The sequence below is a fragment of the Mycobacterium sp. 852002-30065_SCH5024008 genome (assembly GCF_001665645.1).
Taxonomy (GTDB): domain Bacteria; phylum Actinomycetota; class Actinomycetes; order Mycobacteriales; family Mycobacteriaceae; genus Mycobacterium; species Mycobacterium paraffinicum.
The window spans coordinates 42,077-64,147 of record NZ_LZSZ01000140.1; the positions used below are offsets into that span (position 1 = coordinate 42,077).

Annotated in this window: 18 protein-coding genes; 12 read left to right on the forward strand and 6 right to left on the reverse strand. The window is 67.9% G+C overall.

Annotated elements, in window-relative coordinates; genetic code table 11:
* The first annotated feature begins 34 nt into the window (after positions 1-34).
* The 3 genes from A5781_RS17760 to A5781_RS17770 all read left to right on the forward strand — a co-directional run bounded on the left by A5781_RS17760 (position 35) and on the right by A5781_RS17770 (position 2,985).
* Positions 35-484 (forward strand): nuclear transport factor 2 family protein, encoded by a 450-nt coding sequence (locus tag A5781_RS17760; RefSeq protein ID WP_067209074.1) that lies wholly within the window; start codon positions 35-37, stop codon positions 482-484.
* Between the two features lie 198 nt (positions 485-682).
* Entirely contained in the window at positions 683-2,074 is a 1,392-nt protein-coding gene (locus A5781_RS17765; RefSeq protein WP_067209076.1) for a wax ester/triacylglycerol synthase family O-acyltransferase, read from the forward strand.
* A 41-nt stretch (positions 2,075-2,115) separates the two neighbouring features.
* A complete protein-coding gene (locus A5781_RS17770) occupies positions 2,116-2,985 on the forward strand; it encodes an alpha/beta fold hydrolase (protein ID WP_197503890.1) in 870 nt (289 codons plus the stop codon).
* A 108-nt stretch (positions 2,986-3,093) separates the two neighbouring features.
* Here A5781_RS17770 and A5781_RS17775 read toward each other — a convergent pair whose 3' ends face one another.
* Positions 3,094-3,570: a nuclear transport factor 2 family protein gene (locus A5781_RS17775; protein WP_067209083.1), complete on the reverse strand. Its 477-nt coding sequence runs from the start codon at positions 3,568-3,570 to the stop codon at positions 3,094-3,096.
* Between the two features lie 353 nt (positions 3,571-3,923).
* Between A5781_RS17775 and A5781_RS17780 the strand changes: the two genes are divergently transcribed.
* Positions 3,924-8,411 (forward strand): cation-translocating P-type ATPase, encoded by a 4,488-nt coding sequence (locus A5781_RS17780; RefSeq protein WP_067209086.1) that lies wholly within the window; start codon positions 3,924-3,926, stop codon positions 8,409-8,411.
* Between the two features lie 5 nt (positions 8,412-8,416).
* Here the strand turns inward: A5781_RS17780 and A5781_RS17785 are convergent, their stop codons facing one another.
* The 3 genes from A5781_RS17785 to A5781_RS17795 all read right to left on the reverse strand — a co-directional run bounded on the left by A5781_RS17785 (position 8,417) and on the right by A5781_RS17795 (position 11,518).
* Complete coding sequence (locus A5781_RS17785) at positions 8,417-9,010, reverse strand: PaaI family thioesterase (RefSeq protein ID WP_067209228.1); 594 nt, start codon at positions 9,008-9,010, stop codon at positions 8,417-8,419.
* A 100-nt stretch (positions 9,011-9,110) separates the two neighbouring features.
* Positions 9,111-9,911 carry a mycofactocin-coupled SDR family oxidoreductase gene (locus A5781_RS17790; protein WP_067209090.1) on the reverse strand — a complete coding sequence of 267 codons (801 nt, stop codon included), beginning with the start codon at positions 9,909-9,911 and terminating at the stop codon, positions 9,111-9,113.
* Positions 9,908-11,518, reverse strand: coding sequence for a flavin-containing monooxygenase (locus tag A5781_RS17795; protein WP_369817750.1), 1,611 nt, complete (start codon positions 11,516-11,518; stop codon positions 9,908-9,910). Before A5781_RS17795 ends, A5781_RS17790 begins: the two co-directional genes overlap by 4 nt.
* A 133-nt stretch (positions 11,519-11,651) precedes the next feature.
* Here A5781_RS17795 and A5781_RS17800 point away from each other — a divergent pair, with 133 nt between their 5' ends.
* The 7 genes from A5781_RS17800 to A5781_RS17830 all read left to right on the forward strand — a co-directional run bounded on the left by A5781_RS17800 (position 11,652) and on the right by A5781_RS17830 (position 17,525).
* Positions 11,652-11,930: a 2Fe-2S iron-sulfur cluster binding domain-containing protein gene (locus tag A5781_RS17800; RefSeq protein WP_067209094.1), complete on the forward strand. Its 279-nt coding sequence runs from the start codon at positions 11,652-11,654 to the stop codon at positions 11,928-11,930.
* Positions 11,931-12,021: 91 nt separating this feature from the next.
* Positions 12,022-13,206, forward strand: coding sequence for an acyl-CoA dehydrogenase family protein (locus tag A5781_RS17805; RefSeq protein WP_067209096.1), 1,185 nt, complete (start codon positions 12,022-12,024; stop codon positions 13,204-13,206).
* Positions 13,207-13,215: 9 nt separating this feature from the next.
* Positions 13,216-14,124, forward strand: coding sequence for a biphenyl-2,3-diol 1,2-dioxygenase (gene bphC / locus A5781_RS17810; RefSeq protein WP_067209099.1), 909 nt, complete (start codon positions 13,216-13,218; stop codon positions 14,122-14,124).
* A complete protein-coding gene (locus A5781_RS17815) occupies positions 14,121-15,587 on the forward strand; it encodes an FAD-dependent oxidoreductase (RefSeq protein WP_067209102.1) in 1,467 nt (488 codons plus the stop codon). Before bphC ends, A5781_RS17815 begins: the two co-directional genes overlap by 4 nt.
* Before the next feature lie 151 nt (positions 15,588-15,738).
* The gene (locus A5781_RS17820; protein WP_156624770.1) at positions 15,739-16,548 is read left to right on the forward strand and encodes an IclR family transcriptional regulator; all 810 of its coding nucleotides are present in this window, start codon (positions 15,739-15,741) and stop codon (positions 16,546-16,548) included.
* A gap of 10 nt (positions 16,549-16,558) precedes the next feature.
* Positions 16,559-16,906, forward strand: coding sequence for a hypothetical protein (locus A5781_RS17825; RefSeq protein ID WP_067209107.1), 348 nt, complete (start codon positions 16,559-16,561; stop codon positions 16,904-16,906).
* Positions 16,899-17,525, forward strand: coding sequence for a Dabb family protein (locus A5781_RS17830; protein ID WP_067209110.1), 627 nt, complete (start codon positions 16,899-16,901; stop codon positions 17,523-17,525). Before A5781_RS17825 ends, A5781_RS17830 begins: the two co-directional genes overlap by 8 nt.
* Positions 17,526-17,551: 26 nt before the next feature.
* On the opposite strand, the gene A5781_RS17835 is transcribed toward A5781_RS17830, so the two are convergent.
* Both A5781_RS17835 and A5781_RS17840 read right to left on the reverse strand, forming a co-directional pair.
* Positions 17,552-18,439, reverse strand: coding sequence for an SDR family NAD(P)-dependent oxidoreductase (locus A5781_RS17835; RefSeq protein ID WP_067209113.1), 888 nt, complete (start codon positions 18,437-18,439; stop codon positions 17,552-17,554).
* Positions 18,436-20,367, reverse strand: coding sequence for an NAD(P)/FAD-dependent oxidoreductase (locus A5781_RS17840; protein ID WP_067209116.1), 1,932 nt, complete (start codon positions 20,365-20,367; stop codon positions 18,436-18,438). The genes A5781_RS17835 and A5781_RS17840 overlap by 4 nt, the downstream gene beginning before the upstream one ends.
* 102 nt (positions 20,368-20,469) lie before the next feature.
* Here A5781_RS17840 and A5781_RS17845 point away from each other — a divergent pair, with 102 nt between their 5' ends.
* Positions 20,470-22,056, forward strand: a complete 1,587-nt coding sequence (locus A5781_RS17845) for an acyl-CoA synthetase (protein ID WP_067209119.1) — start codon at positions 20,470-20,472, stop codon at positions 22,054-22,056.
* Positions 22,057-22,071 lie beyond the last annotated feature (15 nt).

Consider the following 22,071-nt stretch of genomic DNA (forward strand, 5'->3'; position numbering starts at 1 on the left):
AGCGCGAGAGCGCTCCTGGCGAGGAGTCACGACGGTGGAGACGTGGGAACTGGTCGCCCGTGAGCGAATCCGCGAGACGTTGGCGCGATACAACTGGTCCGGTGACGCGGGCCGCCTCGAGGATCTTGCGGAGACCTTCTGCCCAGACGGCGTCCTCGAGATACGCGGATTCGAGCCGTTGCGCGGCCGATCCGCGATCGTCACCTTCCTCGGCGGCATCACCGGGAACGTCGCCGCCGGCGCCCGCGTCAAGCCCGTCGTCCGGCACAACCTCACCAACGTGCTGTTCACCGCGCTCGATGCCGATCAGGCGCAGGTCTCGTCGTACTTCACCGTGCTCACCAACATCGGCCTCGACCATTTCGGTCGTTATCGCGACACCCTGGTGCCCCACGGTGACGCCTGGCTGATCAAGCATCGCAAGGTGTCGACCGACTGGGCGGCGCCCGGGTCGACCCTGGCAGGGCAGTCTCGCGGCGACTGAGTCCTGCGCCGAGATGAACGTCGGTGGCAATTTCGTTGAATGTCTTGCTCAAATGTTTGCCGCAGACCGCTCAACGGCTACAGATAGGAATCACACCTAGAGATTGCAGTCAACCGTGATTGCGTTCCCCGGTGGGGCCCGGGTTGAGCGCACGTCACGTGACCAGCGGTCATGGCTGCACAATCGAGACGAGCGAAAATGCAACGACTGAGTGGATTAGACGCGTTCTTTCTGTACCTGGAATCCCCGAAGCAGCCGTTGAATGTTTGCTGCGTGTTGGAGCTGGACCCCGGTGACTTGCCCGGGGGCTACACCTTCGGCCGATTTCGCGAGGCGCTGTCGGCGCGGGTGGACGCGGTGCCGGAATTCCGCCTCAAGCTGGCCGACAACCAGCTGAACTTCGACCACCCGGTCTGGGTGGACGACGACGGTTTCGACCTGGCGCGGCATCTCCACCGGGTGGCCCTGCCGGCGCCCGGGGGATCCCGGGAGTTAGCGGAGATCTGCGGGCACGTCGCCGGGCTGGCGCTGGACCGTGATCGCCCGCTGTGGGAGATGTGGGTGATCGAGGGCCTGCACGGCGACGCGCTGTCGGTCGTCCTCAAGGCCCACCACGCCGTGATCGACGGGATCGGCGGGGCCAACCTGATGGCCCAGTTGTGCAGCACCGCGCCTGACGCCCCGGCGCCCGAACCCGCCGCCCGCGCGGGCGCGGCGCATCCCCTTCAGATCGCGGCGTCCGGCCTCATCGGGGCCGCGTTGCGGCCGTGGCGCCTTGCCAAAGTGGTGCCGGCAACCGCCCTGACGCTGGCGCAAACGATGCTCCGCGCCAGCGGCGGCGGGCACACGATGGCAGCCCCCTTCGCAGCGCCGCCCACGGCGTTCAACGGTCCGTTCACCCGGCGCCGAAACGTCGCCTTGACGACGCTTGACCTCGAGGACGTCAAGAAGGTCAAGAACAGGTTCGGAGTCACGATCAACGATGTGGTGACGGCGCTGTGCGCGGGGGCGCTTCGACAGTTCTTCTTGGACCGCAACGAACTATCGGACAGCCCGATGGTGGCCAGCGTGCCGGTCTCGGTGCGGGGCAAATCCGACCGGCCGGGCCGCAACCAGACCACCTGGATGCTCTGCCGGCTCGAAACCCGCATCGACGATCCGGCCGAACGGCTGAGCAGCATCGCGCAGAGCAATGCCGCGGCCAAGGACCATGCCGCCGCCATGGGTTCCAGCCTGCTGCAGGACTGGACGCAGGTGGCCGGCCAGACCATGTTCGGCGCCGCGATGAAGCTGCTGCCCCGTATCCCGCTGCCCGACAAGCCGCCGCACAACCTGGTGCTGTCCAACGTGCCCGGGCCGCAGGAACAGCTCTACTTCATGGGCTGCCGGGTCGACGCCATGTATCCGCTCGGCCCGATCATCGCCGGTGCCGGACTCAACATCACCGTCATGTCGCTCAACGGCCGACTCGGCGTCGGCCTCATCTCCTGCCCCGACCTGGTTGCCGACCTCTGGGACCTCGCCGATGCGTTTCCCGCGGCGCTCAAAGAGCTGCTCAATTGCAGCGAGCCCAGGCACGGCCAGGCCTGAGCCGCCAACCCTGTAGGGCCACGCCGCCGTGGCATGGCAAGGTGACACCCGTGGCAGACACCGTTACGCAGCAGGACCTGCGCGAAATCAGCACTCCCAAGGGCGCTTTGCGCTACTACGACAGCGGCCCGGAATCCGCTCCGGTGTTGCTGTTCCTGCACGGCTCGGGACCGGGCGTCACGGGGTGGCGCAACTTCCGCGGCATACTGCCCGCGTTCGCCGAGCGGTTCCGCTGCGTGATCCTGGAGTTCCCCGGTTTCGGCGTCAGCGACGATTTCGGCGGCCACCCGATGGTCACCGCCTTCGGCACCGTGTCACCGTTCCTGGACGCGCTCGGTGTCCAGCGGGTGCACATTGTCGGGAACTCGATGGGTGGCGGCGTCGGCATCAACTTCGCCACCCACAACGCGGACCGCGTCCACCGGTTGGTGACCATCGGCGGCATCGGGACCAACATCTTCAGCCCGAGCCCCAGCGAGGGCATCCGGCTGCTGCAGGAGTTCGTCGAGGACCCAACCCGCCAGCGGCTGGTGGACTGGCTCAAGTCGATGGTCTACGACCAGGCGCTCATCACCGAGGAACTCGTCGAGGAACGCTGGGAGTTGGCCACCGACCCGGCCACGCTGGCCGCCGCGCGCCGCATGTACGGGAAGGCGGCCTTCGCCGCCATGAACGCCGCGATGGCCGCCTCCGACCGCCCGCTGCCGTGGGCCGTCATGCACAAGTTGACCGCTCCCACCCTGCTGACATGGGGACGCGACGATCGGGTAAGCCCGCCGGACATGGCGCTCATCCCGATGCGCACCATCCCCAACGCGGAGCTGCACATCTTCCCCAACTCCGGCCACTGGGCGATGATCGAAGCCCGGGAGGCGTTCGAGAGCACCGTGCTGGCGTTTCTCTCGCGCTAGTGGCGATCGCGAGGGCGGCTTAGCCGGGCGAAGCGGGTCGCCACCATCAGGGCTCGTGGCGATCGCGAGCGCGGCTTAGCCGGGCGAAGCGGGTCGCCATCATCAGGACTAGACCGACCCGGCCAGGCCTCTGCTCAACAGGTCGTGCGCGTCGGGATTACCGTCCAGGACACGGGTGGTACGGACGTCGATCCGCCACTGACCGTCGATCCGCCGCAGCGTGAAGTGGTTTGCGGCGCAACGCCATACGCGATAACCCTCTCCGTCGCGAACCAGGACCAAGGACTCGCACACCGCTACCGCCGAGTCGCCGGTGACCGTGACGACGCAGGGCCCGAGGAAGTGGCCGCATCCCTTGGCCACCAGGTTCTGGTGGGCCGACGAGCTCACCATGGCGTGCACCTGCGCCCGGCCCTCCATGCGCCAGCCGTCGACGTCGTAGATTCCGTCGTGCGCCCACAACCGCGCGGCCGCATCGGGATCCCCTGCGTCGACCGCCGGACCGTACGAGGCGATCAGCCGCGCGATATCGCGTTCGTCCTCGAGCCGGCGCAGTCGAGCCGCCAACTCGTCGAGGTCGGTCATGGTTGCTCCTCATCGTCGGGATCGCGGCAGCGGACACTACCAGCCCCCACACGCTAGGGCGGACGGCTTGAGCATCAAGGGCTGACGGGCTTCAATCCGTAGCGGGGTAACCGCAACGGCCCATGGGGGTTTGCTCAATCTATGAATCAGGCGACCCGAACATTTTGATCGAAACCCCCTAACAGCCGCGATCACTATTTACATGTTCTTTACGCGGATCCATCTCAAGTTGCTGGCCTCTTGACCGCGGGTTAGGTTGGTCGGGTTTGCAGTCGCGGCCAGCGTCGGTCGGCGGCCTTCCTCGCGGAAAACCGCGAAGCATCCATTCGTCACGTGCGTGAAAGGGGTTGCGCGTGCGACAGCTTTCACCTCTGCGGGTGGTGTCGACGGGACTCGGGGCCGCCGCGGGACTAGGCGACGCGGTCGGCAGGCTGGCGACCGCCGGCCTCGACGTTGTCGCGCTGCCGGTCCGGGTGGGCGCACGGGTGCTCTCGGGTGAGCTCTCCCGCTCCACGCTGACCCGGCGGTGCGGCCGCGGCGACGGTCGGGTGTGGATCGAGGTGCGCGGCCTCGACGGCACGGACGGTGCGGCACGTGGCCGCGCCGCCGTTGATGCGCTGCGGGCACAGCCCGGCGTCACGCAGGTCAGCCTGAACCGTCCGCTGTCGCGGGTGGTCGTCGAGATCGACGACGGCGTGTCGCTCGACGCGCTCTGCTCCGCGCTCGACGACACCGAAAGTGCCGGCGGTGTAAGCGATTCCACCCGTGCCGAGAGCTTGCCCGGTGACGGGCTGCTGTTGGCCACCCGCGGCGCGATGGTGGCCGTCAACGCGGCCGGGTTCGCGGTCGCGGTCGCGGGCCGGGCGTTGCGGATGCCGGCGGCCCCGATCGCCGTCGAGGCCGTGTCGGCGATCGCGAATCATCAACCGTGGCTGCGTCGCCTGGTCGAGGGCGGGATCGGCCCCGGTGCAACGGACACCGCGTTGTCGGTGTTCAGCACCGCCGCGCATGTTGTCACGCTGTCGCCGGCGAAGCTCTCAGTCGACCTGGCGATGCAGGCGTTCAAGGCCGCCGAGTGCCGGGCCGCGGCGCGGGCGTGGGCCCGTTATGAGCCGGAGTTGGCCCGGCATGCCGACGAGTCGGAGCTGCACCGTTCGCTGCGCCCGGTTCCCGCACCGGCCGGTCCTATCGAACGCCATGGGAAGCGCGTGGCGTGGGTGCAGATGATCGGCGTCAGCCTGACCGGGGGCATCACCCGCAACGTCACCATGGCGTCGAACGCGGCGCTGGCGGCCTCGCCGAAGGCGATGCGCACCACGCATGAGGCGTTCGCGGCCACGCTCGGGCGAGGCTTGGCAGACCGGCACGCGGTGCTTCCGCTGCGGCCGGAAAGTCTGCGCCGGCTCGACAAGGTCGATGCACTGCTGATCGATCCGCGAGTGCTCTGTGGCGCTCAGATGCGCGTGGTTCGCGTCCGCGGCGCGCGCGACGACGACTTGCCGACGGCTTGGGCCGCTGCGCAGGAGCTGCTCGACGACGGCCCGGCCCCGGGCTGGCACCGAATTTCCGCGACCTCCAACGACGAAGTCGATGGCGGCGGGGCGGTAGAGGCGCTCATCGCTCCGGCCCCACACCCTCTCGCGTCGGCGTTGATCACCCGCGCGCGCGACTCCGGTGCGCGCCTGGTGTCCGTTGACACCGACCTGCTCGGTGACCTGCGTCCCGCCTTCGATGACGTCCACGCGGTTGGCGGCGGCGACATCGACGGCGCACTCGCCGATGCGGTGTCCGCGCTGCAACGGGACGGGCACACCGTTGCTGTTCTGTCTTCATTTGGCGCGCAAGCCCTTTCGGGCGCCGACGTGGCGCTGGGGATAAGGCCGGACGCGGATGCTCCGCCGCCCTGGACTGCCGACCTGATGCTCGACGACCTGGCCGGCGCGTGGCGGGTGCTGCATGCGTTACCGGCGGCCAGGAGGGCGAGCCAGCAGGGCATCGCGATCTCAGTGGGTGCATCGGCGCTGGGCGCGTTGTTCATGGTGCCCGGGGTGCGCCGGTTGCGCGGGCCCGGCCCGGTGACCGTCGGCGCCGTCGGGGGGCTGCTGTCGGGATACTTGTTGGCGCTCGGCACGATTCGCACGCCCGTGCCCCGGCCCGCGCCCGAGTTCGAGTGGCACGCGATGTCGCCAGAGCGGGTCCGCGAAGTGCTGGCGGCGCTACACGATCCCGACAACCTCTCTGCCGCAACGGATTCCGCGCAAGACGGCGCACGGTTCCCCGCCGCGGCGTGGGAGTTCGCCAGGGCCGCCGTCGCCGAGCTGACCGGTGACCCGTTGACGCCAATCCTCGGATTGTGTTCGGCGGCCACCGCGGTGCTGGGGTCACCGACCGACGCGGTGCTGGTCGGCACCGTGCTGACCGGGAACGCGCTGCTGTCGACCGCCCAACAGCTTCGGGCCGAGAACCGGCTGAACCGCCTGCTCGCTCAGCAGACCCCACCGGCCCGCGTGGTCACCCAGGGGCCCGACGCCGCGCGCGGCTACCGCGAAGTTGTCATCGAGCAGCTGCGGCCCGGCGACGTGATCGAGGTACGCAGCGACGAGGTGGTGCCCGCCGACGCTCGGGTGATCGACGCACACGACCTCGAGGTCGACGAATCGTCGCTGACCGGTGAATCCCTGTCGGTCCAGAAGCAGGTCGAGGCCACGCCCGGGGCCGAACTGGCCGAGCGACGCTGCATGATCTACGCCGGTACCACCGTGGTGGCCGGCACCGCGGTCGCGCTGGTCACCGCCGTCGGGGCCGACACCCAGAGCCGCCGCGCGGCCGAACTGGCGTCCGGTGAACTGCCGACCGTCGGCCTGCACCATCAACTCAGCCACCTGATGAGCCGCGCGTTCCCATTCAGCGCGGGCGGCGGCATCCTGGTCGGCGCGCTCGGCCTGCTGCGCGCCGGCGGTCTGCGCCAAGCCCTCAGCAGCGCCATCGCGGTCGCCGTGGCGGCCGTCCCCGAGGGCATGCCCCTGATGGCCACGCTCGCCCAATCCGCGTCGGCGCAGCGGCTGGGCGAATGCGGGGCGCTGGTGCGGGTGCCGCGCGCGGCCGAGGCGCTTGGTCGTGTCGAGGTGGTCTGCTTCGACAAGACCGGGACGCTGAGCGAGAACCGTCTTCGCGTCGCCGAGGTGCACGCGTTCGCGGGCCATTCCCGCGATGATGTCCTTAGGGGCGCCGCCCAGGCCGCACCGGCGGACGACGGCAATCCCCACGTCCACGCCACCGACGAGGCCATCATCAAGGCGGCGGACGCGGTGGCGGGGTCCGGTTCACGACCCGAGCCCGACGCGCACCTGCCGTTCCGGTCCGGCAGGGCGTTTTCGGCCTCGGTGACGGGCACGCAGTTGACCGTGAAGGGCGCACCGGAAGTGGTCTTGGCGGCGTGCCGGGAAGCCGGCGCGGAGGTGGAGGACGCGGTAGCGGCCCTGACGACGGCCGGGCTGCGGACGATTGCGGTGGCCCAACGACGCCTGACCGCGGCACAGGCGCGGTCGTTGCGGAAAGACCCCGACAGCATCACCGGATTGTGCGAGACGGGATTGACGCTCACAGGATTCCTGGGCCTTTCGGACACCCCGCGCCCCCAGGCGCCACAGTTGCTGGCGGATCTGGCCGCCCGGGGCGTGGCCATCCGGCTGATCACCGGCGACCATCCCGTCACCGCCACCGCCATAGCACGCGAACTGGGGGTCGCGGTGAGCGCCGACCAGGTGATCACCGGGTCCGAATGGAACGCGCTGTCACGCCACGATCAGCAGCGCGCGGTCTCCGAGCGGGTGATCTTCGCCCGGATGTCACCGGAAAACAAGGTGCAGGTCGTCCAGACGCTCGAGCGCGGCGGGCGGGTGTGCGCCATGGTCGGCGACGGCGCCAACGACGCCGCCGCGATCCGGGCCGCAAGCGTCGGCGTCGGTGTGGTCGCCCGCGGCAGCGACTCCGCCCACACGACCGCCGACCTCGTCCTCACCGACGGCCGCATCGAGATGCTGACGGCCGCCATCGACGAGGGACGCCGACTGTGGCGCGGCGTCCAGGCGGCCGTGGCCGGCCTGCTCGGCGGCAACGCCGGCGAGGTCATCTTCTCGGTCATCGGGACGGCCCTCACCGGCACGTCGCCGCTGAACACCCGGCAGTTGCTTCTGATCAACATGCTCACCGACGCGTTGCCCGCGACCGCGGTCGCCGTCAGCACGCCCGCCGGGCCGGTGCAACGCGTCGGCCGCGGCATCGACGAACTCGCGCTACGGCGAACCGTTGCCGCGCGGGGGGCGCTCACCGCCACCGCCGCCACGACGGCCTGGGTGATGGCCTCGGTCACCGGGCTACCGCCGCGGGCCTCCACCGTCGCGCTGATCTCATTGGTCGCCGTCGAGCTCGGCCAGACCGTGGTCGACTCCCACGCGCCCCTGGTGCTACTCACCGCCGCCGGCTCCTTCGCAGCATTCACCGCGATGATCAGCACCCCGGGAATCAGCCAACTCCTGGGCTGCACACCGGTCGGCCCCTTGGGCTGGACGCAGGGACTGGGCACCGCCGCGGCCGCCGTCCTCGCCGTCGCCGCCACCAACCGGTTGCGGTTGGGCCGCCGGGGCGAAGAGTCACCACTTGCCGATGACCCGCAACTCGACGAGCCCGCCGAGGCTGCCCCACCACCACCGCAGCACAGCGGATCCCGGGCGCCGCATACCGCGGTCCTGACGGCTCCCGCGAAGACCGCGCGTGCGCTGAAATTGGTGGACCAACACCAGCATCGGATTTCGGCAGACGCCGTCACCGATCGCCCGTGAATTCCTCAGTCACGGTCACCGCGCGGCGTTATGAACACGCCTTCTGCGGCGACCGTGATTCCTTGGGTACCGGTGATCTGCCCCTTCGCAAAGGTTTTCACGCCCTCGACGCGGTCGACCCACGCTTCTATCCGCACCAGACCTAACGGAGTCCCCCGGACATAGCGCAGCGTGAGCGTGCCGGTGTAGGCCGGTCGGCCGGGTTGGTGCGCGGTCGCGCCCAGGACATGGTCGAGGGCCAACGCGCACACTCCGCCATGGACATGTCCCGGAGGCCCTTCGTAAGCGGCGCCCAGTGTGATTTCCGTCCATACGGCACCACCGGCGTCGCGGTGAAGTACCAGCGGAGGTGCGACCGGGTTGCGTGCGCCAATCATGACGTTGCCGGAGGTCACGGGTTGGCCGTCGAACGGATGGCGAACACCGAATGAGCCCGGCATAAGGCTTTCGCTCAATTGCTCTACCGCGCAATCAATGTGCGTCTTCGCCGCCGCAATGGTACCGGCGCCGGCCTCGGTGCGAATGGTCGCCTCAATCAGTCGGCGAACGGACCGGGCGAGCGGTTCATACGCCGGTGCGCCGCTGCCCTCGTCTCCCATCATCCCCACCATCCCTTGCTGCGCGAAGTGCGCGGCCCGCGCGAGCACGGTTGATCGCGCCACCCCCACGAGCATGGTGACCGTTTATCCGGTCGCCTGCTCATGTTGCCTTCTGCGAGAGGCCGGCGTCTACGACGAGCTGGGTGCCCGTGATGTAGCGGGCCTCCTCGGAGGCCAGGAACACCACCGCATTGGCGACGTCGACGGGCTCTACCCACGGCACCGGCAGCAGGTTGCGCGCCCGCAGCACTTCCGCGGCATCCGCGGCGGACGGGTTCTCGAGATCCGGGCGTAAGCGCCGAAACGTCGTGTCGTTGAAGACCATCGGGGTCGCGACCGGCCCGGGATGAACAGTGTTGACCCGGATGCCGGAAGGCCCGAGCTCGTTCGCCAGGGTGCGCGCCAGCCCCACCACCGCGTGCTTGCTCGCGGTGTAATGCGCGGTATTGGGCGTCCCGCGAAGGCCATTGGTCGAACTGACGATCACGATGGCGCCACCCTCGGCCATGCGCGGGACGCCGGCCTTGACCGTGTGCCATACGCCGGTCAGGTTGATGTCGAGCGTGCGATGCCAGTCCTGGGGGTCAAGTTCCCATGTCCGCCCGCCGGCAAGATGAATTCCGGCATTCGCGACGACGATGTCGAGTCGCCCCAGTGCCGCGACGCCGTTGGCTACGGCGCTCGATACAGCCTCCAAGTCGCTCACGTCGGCAACGCCCATCACGCAGCGTCGACCGCGGCTTTCGACATCCCTTGCAGTGTCGAGCAACTCGTCGCTCGTCGCGGCGGCATCGAGCGCGATCACATTTGCGCCCTCGTCGGCGAAGCGCTGACAATGCACCCGTCCCGTGCCCTTGGCGGCGCCGGTGACCAACACTACCTTGCCAAGCAGTCTTTTCATCGCGGCATCTTAACCAGATCGAAGCCCGGGTAACCGGCCCTGGACACCTCGTCGCAGATGTCGTTATAGGTCGCGAAGCCGCCGACGAATAACATGAATCCCCTTGGCTTTCCAGGCACGTTGGCGCCCATGTACCAGGACTCCGCCTTGGTGAACAGCGTGGCCCCGGCGAGTCGGGCGCATTCGGCTCCCCAGCCGTCGACGGCATCGCGGGTCGCTTCGATCGCGGCCAACCCGTGGTCATCGAGGTAAGCAATTGTTGCGGCGATCCAATTGACCTGCGCCTCGGCATGTAGCACCATGTTCGCCAGCACGGCGGGCGCCCCGGGACCGGAGATCAGGAACAGGTTGGGAAATCCGTCGACGCCCAGCCCCAGGTAGGTGCGCGGTCCCTGCGCCCAGTCGTCCCGCAAGCGATGACCGCCGCGTCCGATGATGTCGATCTTGGCCAACGCACCGGTGAGGGCGTCGAAACCCGTTGCCAGCACGATCATGTCGACGTCGTAGCGCGCGCGAGCGGCTCTGATCCCGGTGGTGTCGACGGATTCGATCGGTGTGTCGCGCACGCTGATGAGCGACACGTTCGGCCGGTTGAAGGTGCTGAAGTAGTTGCTGTCGGTGCAGATCCGCTTCGTACCGATCGGGTGATCATTGGGAATAAGCAGGTCCGCCAGCGCGGGGTCGTCGATGACCGCGCGCACCTTCTCCACGTAGAACTGTCGGGCCTCGTCGTTGGCCGCCAAGTCTGTCATCTGGTCGGGGAACGTCTTTGAGAACAGCACACCGCCCAGCTGCCAACGCTTATTGAACGCCGCGCGACGTTCGTCCGGTGTGAACTCCATCGTCGGCTTCGGCGCCGTAATGTGTGGTGACCCGCCGCTGCTGCGCCACGAGAGCCGCCGCCGTTCTGCGTAGTTCGCCTTGATGTCGTCGAGTTCCCGTTGGCTCAGCGGCTTGTTGCCGGCCGGGACACTGTAGTTGGGCGTGCGCTGGAAGACAAAGAGATGCTTGGCGTGTTCGGCGATGATCGGAATCGATTGAATGCCAGACGAACCGGTGCCGATAACGGCGACCCGCTTTCCCGTAAAATTGACGGGCTGCTGTGGCCACGCGGCGGTGTGGTAGATCTCGCCCGCGAACGAATCGAGGCCGTGGAAGTTCGGCGTCAGAGCGGCTGACAGCGGGCCCGTCGCCATCAGGCAGAACCGGGCGGACAGCACGTCATCGCCGTCGGTGGTAACCACCCAGCGCAGCGTGGTTTCGTCGAGCGCCGAGGCGACGACGCGGCTGCGGAATGTGATGTCGCGGCGCAGGTCGAGTTTGTCGGCCACCCAGTTCAGGTACGCGAGGATCTCCGGCTGGGCGGCGTACTTCTCGGTCCAGTTCCACTCTTGCTGCAGTTCATCTGAGAACGAATAGCAGTAATCGACGCTTTCGACGTCACAGCGCGCCCCCGGGTATCGGTTGTAGTACCAGGTGCCTCCCAGCTCGGGCGCCGCCTCCAGGACCCGCACGGACAGTCCCTGACTGCGGAGCTTGTGCAGGGCGTAGAGGCCGGCGAACCCGGCGCCGACCACGACAACGTCGACCAGCTCCGCGCTACCCACAGGCAGGGACGGTATGTCCTGCCAGCTCGACCGCCGGGGCCGGTTCCCGGTCACCGGACACTGCCGTGACGTTGTCCCGGCCATCGGGCGCGCACGTTGGCGGGCACGTTTTCGGAGGCAGACGATCCCCCGCATGGCGGAGGTTGCGCGGCTGGAGGTCGACGTGCGTGGTCGGCGTCACCGGCTTCGTTGGCCACCCGATCAGACGCTCGTCGACGTGTTGCTCGGTGCGGGCATTGATGTGCCCCACTCGTGCCGGGAGGGCCGCTGCGGGTCCTGTGTGGCGACGGTCGTCGAGGGCGAGGTCGACACGATCGTGAACGACATCCTCGAGCCAGGCGACAGGCTGGACGGACTGATCCTGGCGTGCCAGGCCCGGCCCGTGAGCGCCGCATTGTGCATTGAATTCTGAGCGCTTTTGCTTCCACTCATCGGGAAGGGCTTCGGCTGAGGCACCAACTGCGGTAGACCATTACTAAGCCCCAGACGTAAAGGACACCAACATGAGCGAACGGGTACTCGACCGGGTCGTGGCGATGGCGGACCAGTTGCGCGACCAGGCCCCCGAGGCCGAGCGGATCGGCCGGCTCACCGATGACACGGTCAAGCAGATGAAGGGCGCCGGCCTGATCCGGCTGCTGCAAACCAAGCAATATCAGGGATTCGAGGTCCATCCCCGCGAGTTCGCCGAGACGACGATGGCGACCGCGGCGCTGGACCCGGCGGCCGGCTGGATTGTCGGCGTGGTCGGCGTGCACCCCTACCAGTTGGCCTACGCGGACCCGAGGGTCGCCGCCGAAATCTGGGCCGACGACGTCGACACGTGGATGGCCTCGCCGTACGCCCCGCAGGGGGTGGCCAAACCTGTCGACGGCGGCTACCTCTTCAACGGCCGCTGGCAGTTCAGCTCGGGCACCGACCACTGCGACTGGATCATCCTGGGCGCGATGCTGGGCGACGACAAGGGCATTCCGATCATGCCGCCGCAGATGCTGCATATGATCCTGCCGCGCAAGGACTACGAGATCGTCGAGGACTCGTGGAACGTGGTGGGGCTGCGTGGAACCGGCTCCAAGGACGTCATCGTCAAGGATGCGTTCGTCCCGTCCTACCGGACGATGGACGCGACGAAGGTGATGGACGGCACCGCCCAGCGCGAGGCCGGCATGACCGAGCCGCTGTATCTGATGCCGTGGTCGACGATGTTCCCGCTGGGCATCTCGGCGGCGACGATCGGCATCGCCGAGGGGGCCCTGGCCGCGCACCTGGACTACCAGCGCGAGCGCGTCGGCGCCACCGGCACCGCGATCAAGGACGACCCCTACGTCATGTTCGCCGTCGGCGAGGCGGCCGCCGACATCAACGCCGCACGCCAGGAACTGCTGGCCAACGCCGACCGCATTTACGACATGGTCGCCGCAGGCAAGGAGGTGTCGTTCGCCGACCGCGCGGCCGGTCGACGCACCCAGATCCGTGCGGTGTGGCGCGCGGTGGCGGCGGTCGACGAGATCTTCGCCCGCTCGGGCGGCAACGCGGCCCGGATGGACAAGCCGCTGCAACGGTATTGGCGCGATGTCCATGTCGGCCAGCTGCACGCCATCCACATGCCGGGCACGACCTATCACGCGTCGGCGCTGAGTTCGCTGGGTATCGATCCGCCCGAGGGCCCACTGCGGGCTTTGATCTAGGAGAGCACGTTGACCGACCTGAAAAGCCTGGGCTACATCACCATTTCGACGAACGACATCGACCGCTGGCGACAATTCGCCTTCGGTGTCCTGGGTTTCGCCGAGGGCAAGGGTTCCGACCCCGAGGCGCTGTACCTGCGGATGGACGAGCGCGCCGCCCGGCTCATCGTGGTGCCCGGTGAGACCGACCGGGTGCTGACCGTCGGCTGGGAGGTCCGTGACCGCCCGGCGCTGCAACGGGTCAAGGCGACCCTGGACGCCGCGGGGACCCCGTTCAAGCAACTGTCCGCCGACGAGGCCGAGGCCCGCCGCGTGGAAGAGGTGATCACGTTCGAGGACCCGGCCGGCACCACGCTCGAGGTCTTCCATGGCGCGGTGCTCGACCACAGCCCCGTCGTCACCCCGTTCGGCGCGAAATTCGTCACCGGCGATCAGGGCATGGGCCATGTGGTGGTGCCGGCGATGGACCCGGGCGGGCTGTTCGACTTCTACACCGAGGTGCTGGGTTTCCGCGCCCGCGGCGCGTTCCGGGTGCCGCTGCCGAAAGAGTTTGGGCCCGTGCGGGTTCGCTTCCTGGGCATCAACGAACGCCACCACAGCCTGGCGATCGTGCCTGCCGCACATCAGCGCGACCCGCGCCTGGTGCACATCATGGTGGAGGTCGACAGCCTGGACGCCGTCGGCCAGGCTCTGGACCGCGTGAACGCCGAGGGCTTCCAGCTGTCCTCCACGCTGGGCCGGCACACCAATGACAAGATGGTGTCGTTCTACGTCCGCGCGCCCGGCGACTGGGACATCGAGTTCGGCACCGACGGCATGCGCGTCGACGAAACCTATTACACCGCAGAGGAAATCACCGCCGACAGCTACTGGGGCCACCAGTGGATCGGCGAAATGCCCGCGGCCATGCGGCTATGACGCCGGATACCGAGGTCACGCCGGTCCCGGCCGCATCAATCACGTCGTGGGATGACGAGGCCGACGTGGTCATCGCCGGCTACGGGGTGGCCGGCGCCGCCGCGGCGGTGGAGGCGGCACGCTCCGGCGCCGACGTGCTGGTGTTGGAACGCACCGGGTCCTGGGGCGGGGCGGCGGCGATGGCCGGCGGGTTCATCTACCTCGGCGGGGGCACGCCCTTGCAAAAGGCTTGTGGCTTCGACGATTCCGTCGATAACATGGCGGCTTTTCTCAACGTCGCGATGGGGCCCGGCGCCGACGAGAAGCGGATCGCCGACTACTGCGCCGGCAGCGTCGCCCACTTCGACTGGCTGGTCGGCTGCGGCGTTCCGTTCAAAGCGGAGTTCTTTTCCGAGCCCGGCTGGGAACCGATGGGTGACCAGGGCCTGATGTACAGCGGCGGCGAAAACGCGTACCCCTTCAACACGATCGCCTCCCCCGCCCCGCGGGGGCACGTCCCGCAGATGTCGAACAAGAAGCAGGGCGAAGCCAGCGCGGGTTACATGCTGATGAAGCCGCTCGTCGAGACGGCCACCGCCGCCGGCGCACGCGCGCTCTACGACGTGCGGGTCCAACGCCTCATCGTGGAAGCCGACGGCAGGGTGGTCGGGATCCGCGCGCGCCAGTACGGCAACGACATCGCGGTCCGTGCCCGCACGGGCGTGGTGCTTGCGACCGGCAGCTTCGCCTACAACGACGCGATGGTGGCCCGTTACGCCCCGCGAATCGCGGGCCGCCCGGCCGCATCCATCGAGCAGCACGACGGACAGGCGATCCGCATGGCCCAGGCGTTGGGCGCCGATTTGGCGCACATGGACGCCACCGAGGTCGCGATCTTCATCGACCCCCAGCAACTGGTGCGCGGCATCCTGGTCAACGGCCGCGGCCAGCGCTACGTCGCCGAGGACACCTACCCGGGCCGCATCGGCCAGCTCACGCTCTACCAGCAGGACAACATCGCGTTCCTGATCATCGACGACGACGCCCAGCAAGAGGCGATGGCGTCGTGGTCCCCGAAATTCATGCTGCGCCCGGCGACCTGGGTGGCCGACAGCGTCGCCGACCTGGAACGCGACATGGGCCTGGCGCCGGGATCCCTGCAGGCGACCGTCGCGGCCTACAACGAGGGCGCCGCCCGGGGCGAGGACCCGCTGCTGCACAAGAAGCCGGAGTGGTTGAAGCCCATCGGTTCTCCGGTCGGCGCCATCGACTTGCGGGAGAACACCGGCGGTTTCACCCTGGGCGGCCTGGCCACCACGCTGGACGCCGAGGTGCTCCACGTCAGCGGAGAACCCATCCCCGGTCTCTTCGCCGCCGGGCGCTGCACCGCCGGACTGGCCGCGTGGGGCTACGCCAGCGGTATCTCGCTCGGTGACGGCAGCTTCTACGGCCGCCGCGCGGGCCGGTCCGCGGCCAAGGGCTGAGCCCAGCCGCATACCTCACCGCCGCCGCCACACAGCCCTACGCCCCCGACGCCCCGGGCCGCTATGCGTGACAAGCGCCGTACCGGTGTGCTAGGAATATATTCCTAATAGGAATATATCGGTCAGGCACATTGGAGGATCGATGTCAGGTATCGCCGAACCCGCCACCCCCACGGCCGTCATCGACCGCATATCGCTGGTTCTCGACGCCTTCGAGGGTCCGGGGCGGCTCACCCTGGCGCAGATCGTCAGGCGCACCGGCCTGCCGCGCTCGTCGGCGCATCGGATGCTCGAACGCCTGGTGCAGCTGCGCTGGCTGCGCCGCAGCGGTCGCGACTACGAGTTGGGCATGCGACTCGTCGAACTCGGATCGCTCGCCGTGCATCAGGACCGGCTGGTGCGGGCGGCCGGCCCGTTGCTGGGTGAATTGCACCGCGCCACCGGCCTTGTCGTGCACCTGGCCGTGCTCGACGGCCCCGACGTTGTGTACCTGGACAAGATCGGTGACCAGAGAATCCCCACCCGGGTGGGTGGTCGCCAACCCGCCCACTGCACCGCAGTCGGCAAGGCGATCCTCGCCTATCGCGACGAGGATGCCGAAATCGATCTGCGGGTTCGGAAGACGAGATACTCGATCTCCAGCGGCACCCAGCTTGCCATCGAGCTAGCCAAGGTGCGGGCCCACGGCGTCGCGTTCGAGCGCGAGGAGTCACTGCTCGGCTTCGGCTGTGTGGCGGCACCGATCGGCGGGCCGGGTGAGGCGGTGGCCGCGGTGTCGGTGTGCGGTCCAATGAACCGCATGATGTTCGACCAGCGACTGACGGCCCCGGTGCGCATGACCGCGATGGGCATCTGGCGCAACGTCGAAGACGGCCCGCAACGCGTCGCTCCAACCCTGCAGCCGCTGCGCCCGCTGCGTCCCGCAGGTCCGGCGACGCGGCCCGCCCTTCAGTACGCGTGAACGCGTGCACATGTCGGGCGGCCACGTCTTCGTGATCGACCGGGTGGTTACCCGGCCCGGCTGCGCTCGACGGTTCGTCGACGCCTACCTCGCCGAGTACGCCCCCGGCGCACGGCAGCGCGGAATGACGTTGCGCGATATTCTGGTCAGCCCGCCGATCTGGTTCGATGACGAAACCAACATCGTGACGATCACCTGGACGCTGCCCGACGTGCGCGCGTGGTGGGAGATGACGTGGAAGGGCAGGCCGGACCCGGCCCTCGGCGAATGGTGGTGCAACATAGCCGAACTCGTGCAGGAGCGGTCCCGATCGTTCGCCGCGGCCCCCGAGGACGTGGACCGACTTTGCGATGTTTAGCGTCACCAGGTTGTTAGACGTCATCGAGGACGAACGCGACCGGATGCTCACCGCGTTGCGGGCGGCCGCCCGCGACGCCCGAGCGTTGCGCTGGGTGGTGCAGCCGACTTTGCCGGGGGCGCGTAACGGCGGAGACATCTTGCTGCACCTGAGGTTCGATGCCGAAGACCGGGCCGGTCTAGCCCTGAGGCGATTGACCCCTCTCCTCACCGACTTCGCAGTCACCCGGGTCAACGGTGCCAACTATCGGGGCAGACCCGTTCGCCGCAGCGAAACCCCGGGCACGGTGTATCGCGCACTGTTGCTTCGGGTGTCCTCCGACACGCCGGGCGCGATCGTCGCCCGCTTCGAGCACGAACTGTCATCGATGGCGCGTTATGTCTCGTCCATCCGCGCATGGCAGCTGAGCCGGGTGTCCGAGGGCGTCGGAACCTCCGCCTGGACCCACGTGTTCGAGCAAGAGTTCTCCGACGTCGACGGGCTGTTGGGGCCGTATTTGATGCATCCGATCCACTGGGCCGTCGTGGACCGTTGGTTCGACCCCGAGTGTCCCGACGTCATCATCCACGACCGCGTCTGCCACAGCTTCTGCCTCTGCGGCGACCGGGTTCTCACCTGACGGACGAGCGGCGTGGAGGCGGCGAGCTAGAGCCCCGCCGCCCGGATATTCGGGTTGGCCGTCTGCGGTGGCGGCAGCGGCGGCAGCACCGCGGTTCCATCCAGGCTGTGCACGGGCAGTTGCTGCGACCACGGAAAGTGCAGGCTGAACGCGACTAGCCCGGTGCGCTCGGCGGCGGGCAGGTGACACATCGCCAGCACGGTCTCGGCCAGGTATTCCACCGGCTCGGTCGGGAACCCATTCGGAATGAGCTGGGCCGCACCGGGAGTGCGGACGGCAGTCGATGGGCCGACGCAATTCACCGCGATGTTGGCATCGAGCAATTCGGCGGCGACGCCCTGGGTGAAGCGATGCAGCGCGGCCTTGCATGACGCGTAGATCACGTCGCCCGAGGTCTTGTTGTAGTCGCGATACGGTCGCACTGGGGCGACGCCGGTCACCGAGCCGATGTTGACGATCCAGCCTGCGCCCTGCTTGCGCATCTGCGGCACAGTCGCTTTCGTCAAGACGAACGGCGTGCGCAGGTAGTGCTCTACCGTACGGTCGAACATTTCCAGACTCATGTCCTCCGCGAGGGAGTAATCCGCGAAACCGGCGTTGTTGACCAGGATGTCGATGCGGCCGGCGCGGTCGAGCACCGCGTCGATCAGCCCGTCGCGCTGCGCGGCATCCTCGAGATTGGCCGCGACGGCGAATGCCTTCCCGCCGGCGGCTTCGATCAACTCGACCGTCTCGCCGACGGTGCCTGGAAGCGTGGTGGCCGCCCCACCGCGGATGGACGACGACACGGCGTGTGAACGGGCCGTGACTGCCACGGTGGCGCCTTCGGCAGCCAAGCGCTGGGCGATCGCCCGGCCGATCCCGCGGCTACTGCCGGTGACCAAAGCCGTCCTGCCGGAGAGCAACTCGCTCATCGCAACTCGAAATCGTCCTCAACCGGTGCACGGTGATCACGCCATACGTCGAGCAGCCGATATGGGAAGGCCGTCACGATCCGCCCGCCGCCAGAACGGTAGTACGTGTGCGCGGACGGGGTGTGACACCACACCGTGCCCTGCATCGTCGCGTCGATGTCGGCGACGTAGTCATCGTAAGCGCGCTGCCTCACTTCGATCGTCGACGCCGCTCGCAGCGCCATGAGCTGCAGGCATTCCATGACGTAGTGCACCATCACCTCGACGCCGAAATTGTGGCCCGCGCCGTGTCCGGGGCTGTAGTTGGGTGCCGACGAGATGAACAAGTTGGGGAACCCGGGGACGGTTCCACCGCGGTAAGCCCGCGGTCGATTGCCCCACTCGTCGGCCAGCTTCTTGCCGTCTCGCCCCTGAATGTCGATGGTGGACAGGAAATCCAGATGGTAGCCGGTCGCGTAGACGATGACGTCCAAGTCGATCTGCCGGCCGTCGGACGTCACGATGCCCGCCTCGTTGACTCGGGCCGGCTCGCTCGCTTCGACGTCGACGTGCTCGCGGGCCAGCGCCGCATAATATCCGCCGGGATCGCGGATGATCCGCTTGCCATACGGCGCGAAGTCCGGCGTGACCTTGCGCGCGAGTTCGCTACCGGCGCCGAAGACGTCGTCGATGTACTTTAGGCACATCTGCAGCAGCGCGTCGTTGGCCGGTGAAACGGACAGATGGCCGCGCGCCCAGTCGGCGTCGTACAAGATCACGGGGTAGTTGTTGTCCGCGGTTCCCCAATAGGATTTGAGCCGAATCCAATTGGCGTAGAACGGCAACCGGGTACCCAGCCATCGCTGATAGTCGGGCACCTCATCGGTCAGCCGCCGCCGCGGCGCCACCCAGTGCGGCTGGCGCTGGAACACCGTCAGGTGCGACACCTGGTCGACGCACGCGTCGACGATCTGCACCGCGGTGCATCCCGCACCGATAATGGCAACCCGCTTGCCGGTCAGATCTAGACCGGGATCCCATTGCGCTGAATGGACTTCGACTCCGGCGAAAGTCCCCCTTCCACTCAGTTGCGGCCAGCGTGGCCGGTTGAGGTAGCCGGCGGCGGGGATCACCACATTGGCGTAGCTGATCTCACGGGCACCGCCGGGACCCAGCGCACTGATCTGCCACTGATGACGCTCGTCGTCCCACCGAAGGGCTTCGATTTCGGTACCGAAGCGGGTGCGTTGCCGCAGTTCGTACTTGTCGGCCACCGACACCAGATAGGACTGATACTCCGGCCCCATCGGGTAATAGCTGGACCAGTCGCCGTTGATGTCGCGCGACAACGAGTAGTACGCCGAGGGCGTGTCCACGCCGATTCCGGGATAGGTGGTCGTGTACCAGGTTCCGCCTACCTCGTCATGACGGTCGAAAATCTGGTAGTTCACGCCGGCGTCGGCCAACTCCAACGCGGCGGTCAATCCCGCAATACCGGCGCCGATGATAGCCACCCGGAAGTCGTCGGGGAGCTTCGCGGTGCGGGGCAGCACCGGCTGCGGCGGCTGGAATCCGCCCTGCTCCAACAGCAGCGGGATGTACTCGGGGTCGATCGTTCCGCCGAGTGCGACCGGCGCGATCCGCGCGAACAGGTCGGGGTCGTCGGCACCGGCAGCGTGAAAAGACCGGGGCATCTGCAGCGCGCTGACCACTGCCTCGACGATGGCCGCCCTCGTCTCCGGGTCGGTAGTCCCCGCCTGCTCTGGCGGGTCGGGCACGTGGGTGATCTTCGGCGCGAAGCGGTCGACCACCCCTGCGTCACCGGTGAGTTGCGTCAGTACCGCGACGAGCACGCCGGGGTCGGCCCGAGCCAGGTTGTCCCGCAGTTCGTCGCGATCCACGCCCTCGCGCCCGGTGCGGTCGGCTCTCGCGGTTGCGCCAGTGCTCATGACGCCGAGTATCGCCGCCGCCCACCGTTATCGGGCAGCCCTTGTCTACTCAGCGGGACACCGGCAACAAATCGTCGATTGTCGGCGCCTACGGTGGCCCGCATGCAGTTGGGCGACCTTGACGTCACCGTCGTGCGCGCACGCAGTCATGCGCTCGGCGATATCCCCCGCCGGCCTGCGCGCAGGCACCCGGACAAGATCGCGATTGTCGACGGTGATGTCGTGCTGAGTTTCGCCGAGCTCGAGAACCTGGTGGACCGCGCGGCGGCGGCGTTGGGCGACAACGGTTTTAGAGCCGGCGAGCGACTGGCGCTCTTGTCGCACAACTGCTGGCAATACGCCGTACTGGTATTCGCTGCTGCCCGGGCTGGGGTCGTCCTCGTCCCGGTCAACTTCATGCTCACCGCCGAGGAGGTCTCCTACATCCTCGGCCATAGTGGCGCACGAGGATTCATCGTCGAAGCGGCGTTGACACCCACCGCCGACCAAGCCATGCGATTGGGCGGATCGGTAACGACGAAGGCGGCGCTGCTGCCACCCGGGCAGTCCGCCCCGGCTGGCTGGCCCGACTTCGCCGAGTGGCTGAGCACTACATCGACGGCCCCACGCCCCCATATCCACGACGACCAACTACTGCGCCTGATGTACACCAGCGGCACCGAATCGCGACCCAAGGGCGCCATGCACACCAGCCGAAGCCTGATGTGGAACTACATCAGCACGATCCTGGCCGGCGACATGTCCGCCGACGATGTCGAGATCCATTCCCTGCCGCTCTACCACTGCGCACAACTCGACAATTTCCTGGCCACCGATGTCTATCTCGGCGCTACCAGCATCATCCTGCCGCGGCCGGATCCCGAACTCGTCCTGCGCACTGTCGAGCGCTACGCCGTCACCAACTATTTCGCCCCACCGACGGTCTGGATCTCGTTGCTGCGATCACCCGTCTTCGACACCGTCGACCTGTCCAGCCTGCGCAAAGGGTATTACGGCGCCTCGGCGATGCCGGTCGAGATCCTCAGCGAGATTCGGGAGCGCCTGCCGCGCCTGAGGTTGTGGAACTTCTACGGCCAGACCGAAATGGCGCCGCTGGCCTCCGCGCTCGGCCCCGACGAACAGGACGCGCACGCAGGTTCGGCGGGGCGTCCGGTCGCGAACGTGGAGACCGCGATCCTGGATGACGATGGCGCCCCCCTTGCCCCGGGCGTCGTCGGTGAAATCGCCCATCGCAGCCCGCATTTGATGCTGGGCTACCTGGACGATTCACAGAAGACAGCCGAGGCCTTCCGGGGCGGATGGTTCCATTCCGGCGACCTCGGCTACTACGACGAGCGCGGGCTGCTTCATGTCGTGGACCGCAAGAAGGACATGATCAAGACCGGCGGGGAAAACGTCGCAAGCCGGGAAGTCGAAGAAGTCATTTACCGACACAGCGGCGTAGAAGAAGTCGCGGTGTTCGGCCTGACCCACCCGGTTTGGGTCGAGGCCGTCGTCGCGGCGGTGGTGCTGCGCGACGGCGTCGACCTCGCCGAGGGCGACATACTCGCGCACTGTCGCGCGCACCTGGCCGGGTTCAAGACACCCAAGCGAATCTTCTTCGTCGATTCCCTACCGAAGAACCCCAGCGGCAAGCTGCTGAAACGCATGCTGCGCGAGCGATTCAGCCCGGGATCAGCTGATCGGTGAAACGCGCAGGGTGGA

Excerpts from the sequence above, each read along its gene's own strand:
- A5781_RS17830 (WP_067209110.1), top strand. The coding sequence starts at position 16,899 with ATGTTTAGCGTCACCAGGTTGTTAGACGTCATCGAGGACGAACGCGAC.
- A5781_RS17805 (WP_067209096.1), top strand. The coding sequence starts at position 12,022 with ATGAGCGAACGGGTACTCGACCGGGTCGTGGCGATGGCGGACCAGTTG.
- A5781_RS17800 (WP_067209094.1), top strand. The coding sequence starts at position 11,652 with ATGGCGGAGGTTGCGCGGCTGGAGGTCGACGTGCGTGGTCGGCGTCAC.
- A5781_RS17845 (WP_067209119.1), top strand. The coding sequence starts at position 20,470 with ATGCAGTTGGGCGACCTTGACGTCACCGTCGTGCGCGCACGCAGTCAT.
- A5781_RS17765 (WP_067209076.1), top strand. The coding sequence starts at position 683 with ATGCAACGACTGAGTGGATTAGACGCGTTCTTTCTGTACCTGGAATCC.
- A5781_RS17835 (WP_067209113.1), bottom strand. The coding sequence starts at position 18,439 with ATGAGCGAGTTGCTCTCCGGCAGGACGGCTTTGGTCACCGGCAGTAGC.
- A5781_RS17790 (WP_067209090.1), bottom strand. The coding sequence starts at position 9,911 with ATGAAAAGACTGCTTGGCAAGGTAGTGTTGGTCACCGGCGCCGCCAAG.
- A5781_RS17785 (WP_067209228.1), bottom strand. The coding sequence starts at position 9,010 with ATGGGAGACGAGGGCAGCGGCGCACCGGCGTATGAACCGCTCGCCCGG.
- A5781_RS17840 (WP_067209116.1), bottom strand. The coding sequence starts at position 20,367 with ATGAGCACTGGCGCAACCGCGAGAGCCGACCGCACCGGGCGCGAGGGC.
- A5781_RS17815 (WP_067209102.1), top strand. The coding sequence starts at position 14,121 with ATGACGCCGGATACCGAGGTCACGCCGGTCCCGGCCGCATCAATCACG.
- A5781_RS17825 (WP_067209107.1), top strand. The coding sequence starts at position 16,559 with ATGTCGGGCGGCCACGTCTTCGTGATCGACCGGGTGGTTACCCGGCCC.
- A5781_RS17775 (WP_067209083.1), bottom strand. The coding sequence starts at position 3,570 with ATGACCGACCTCGACGAGTTGGCGGCTCGACTGCGCCGGCTCGAGGAC.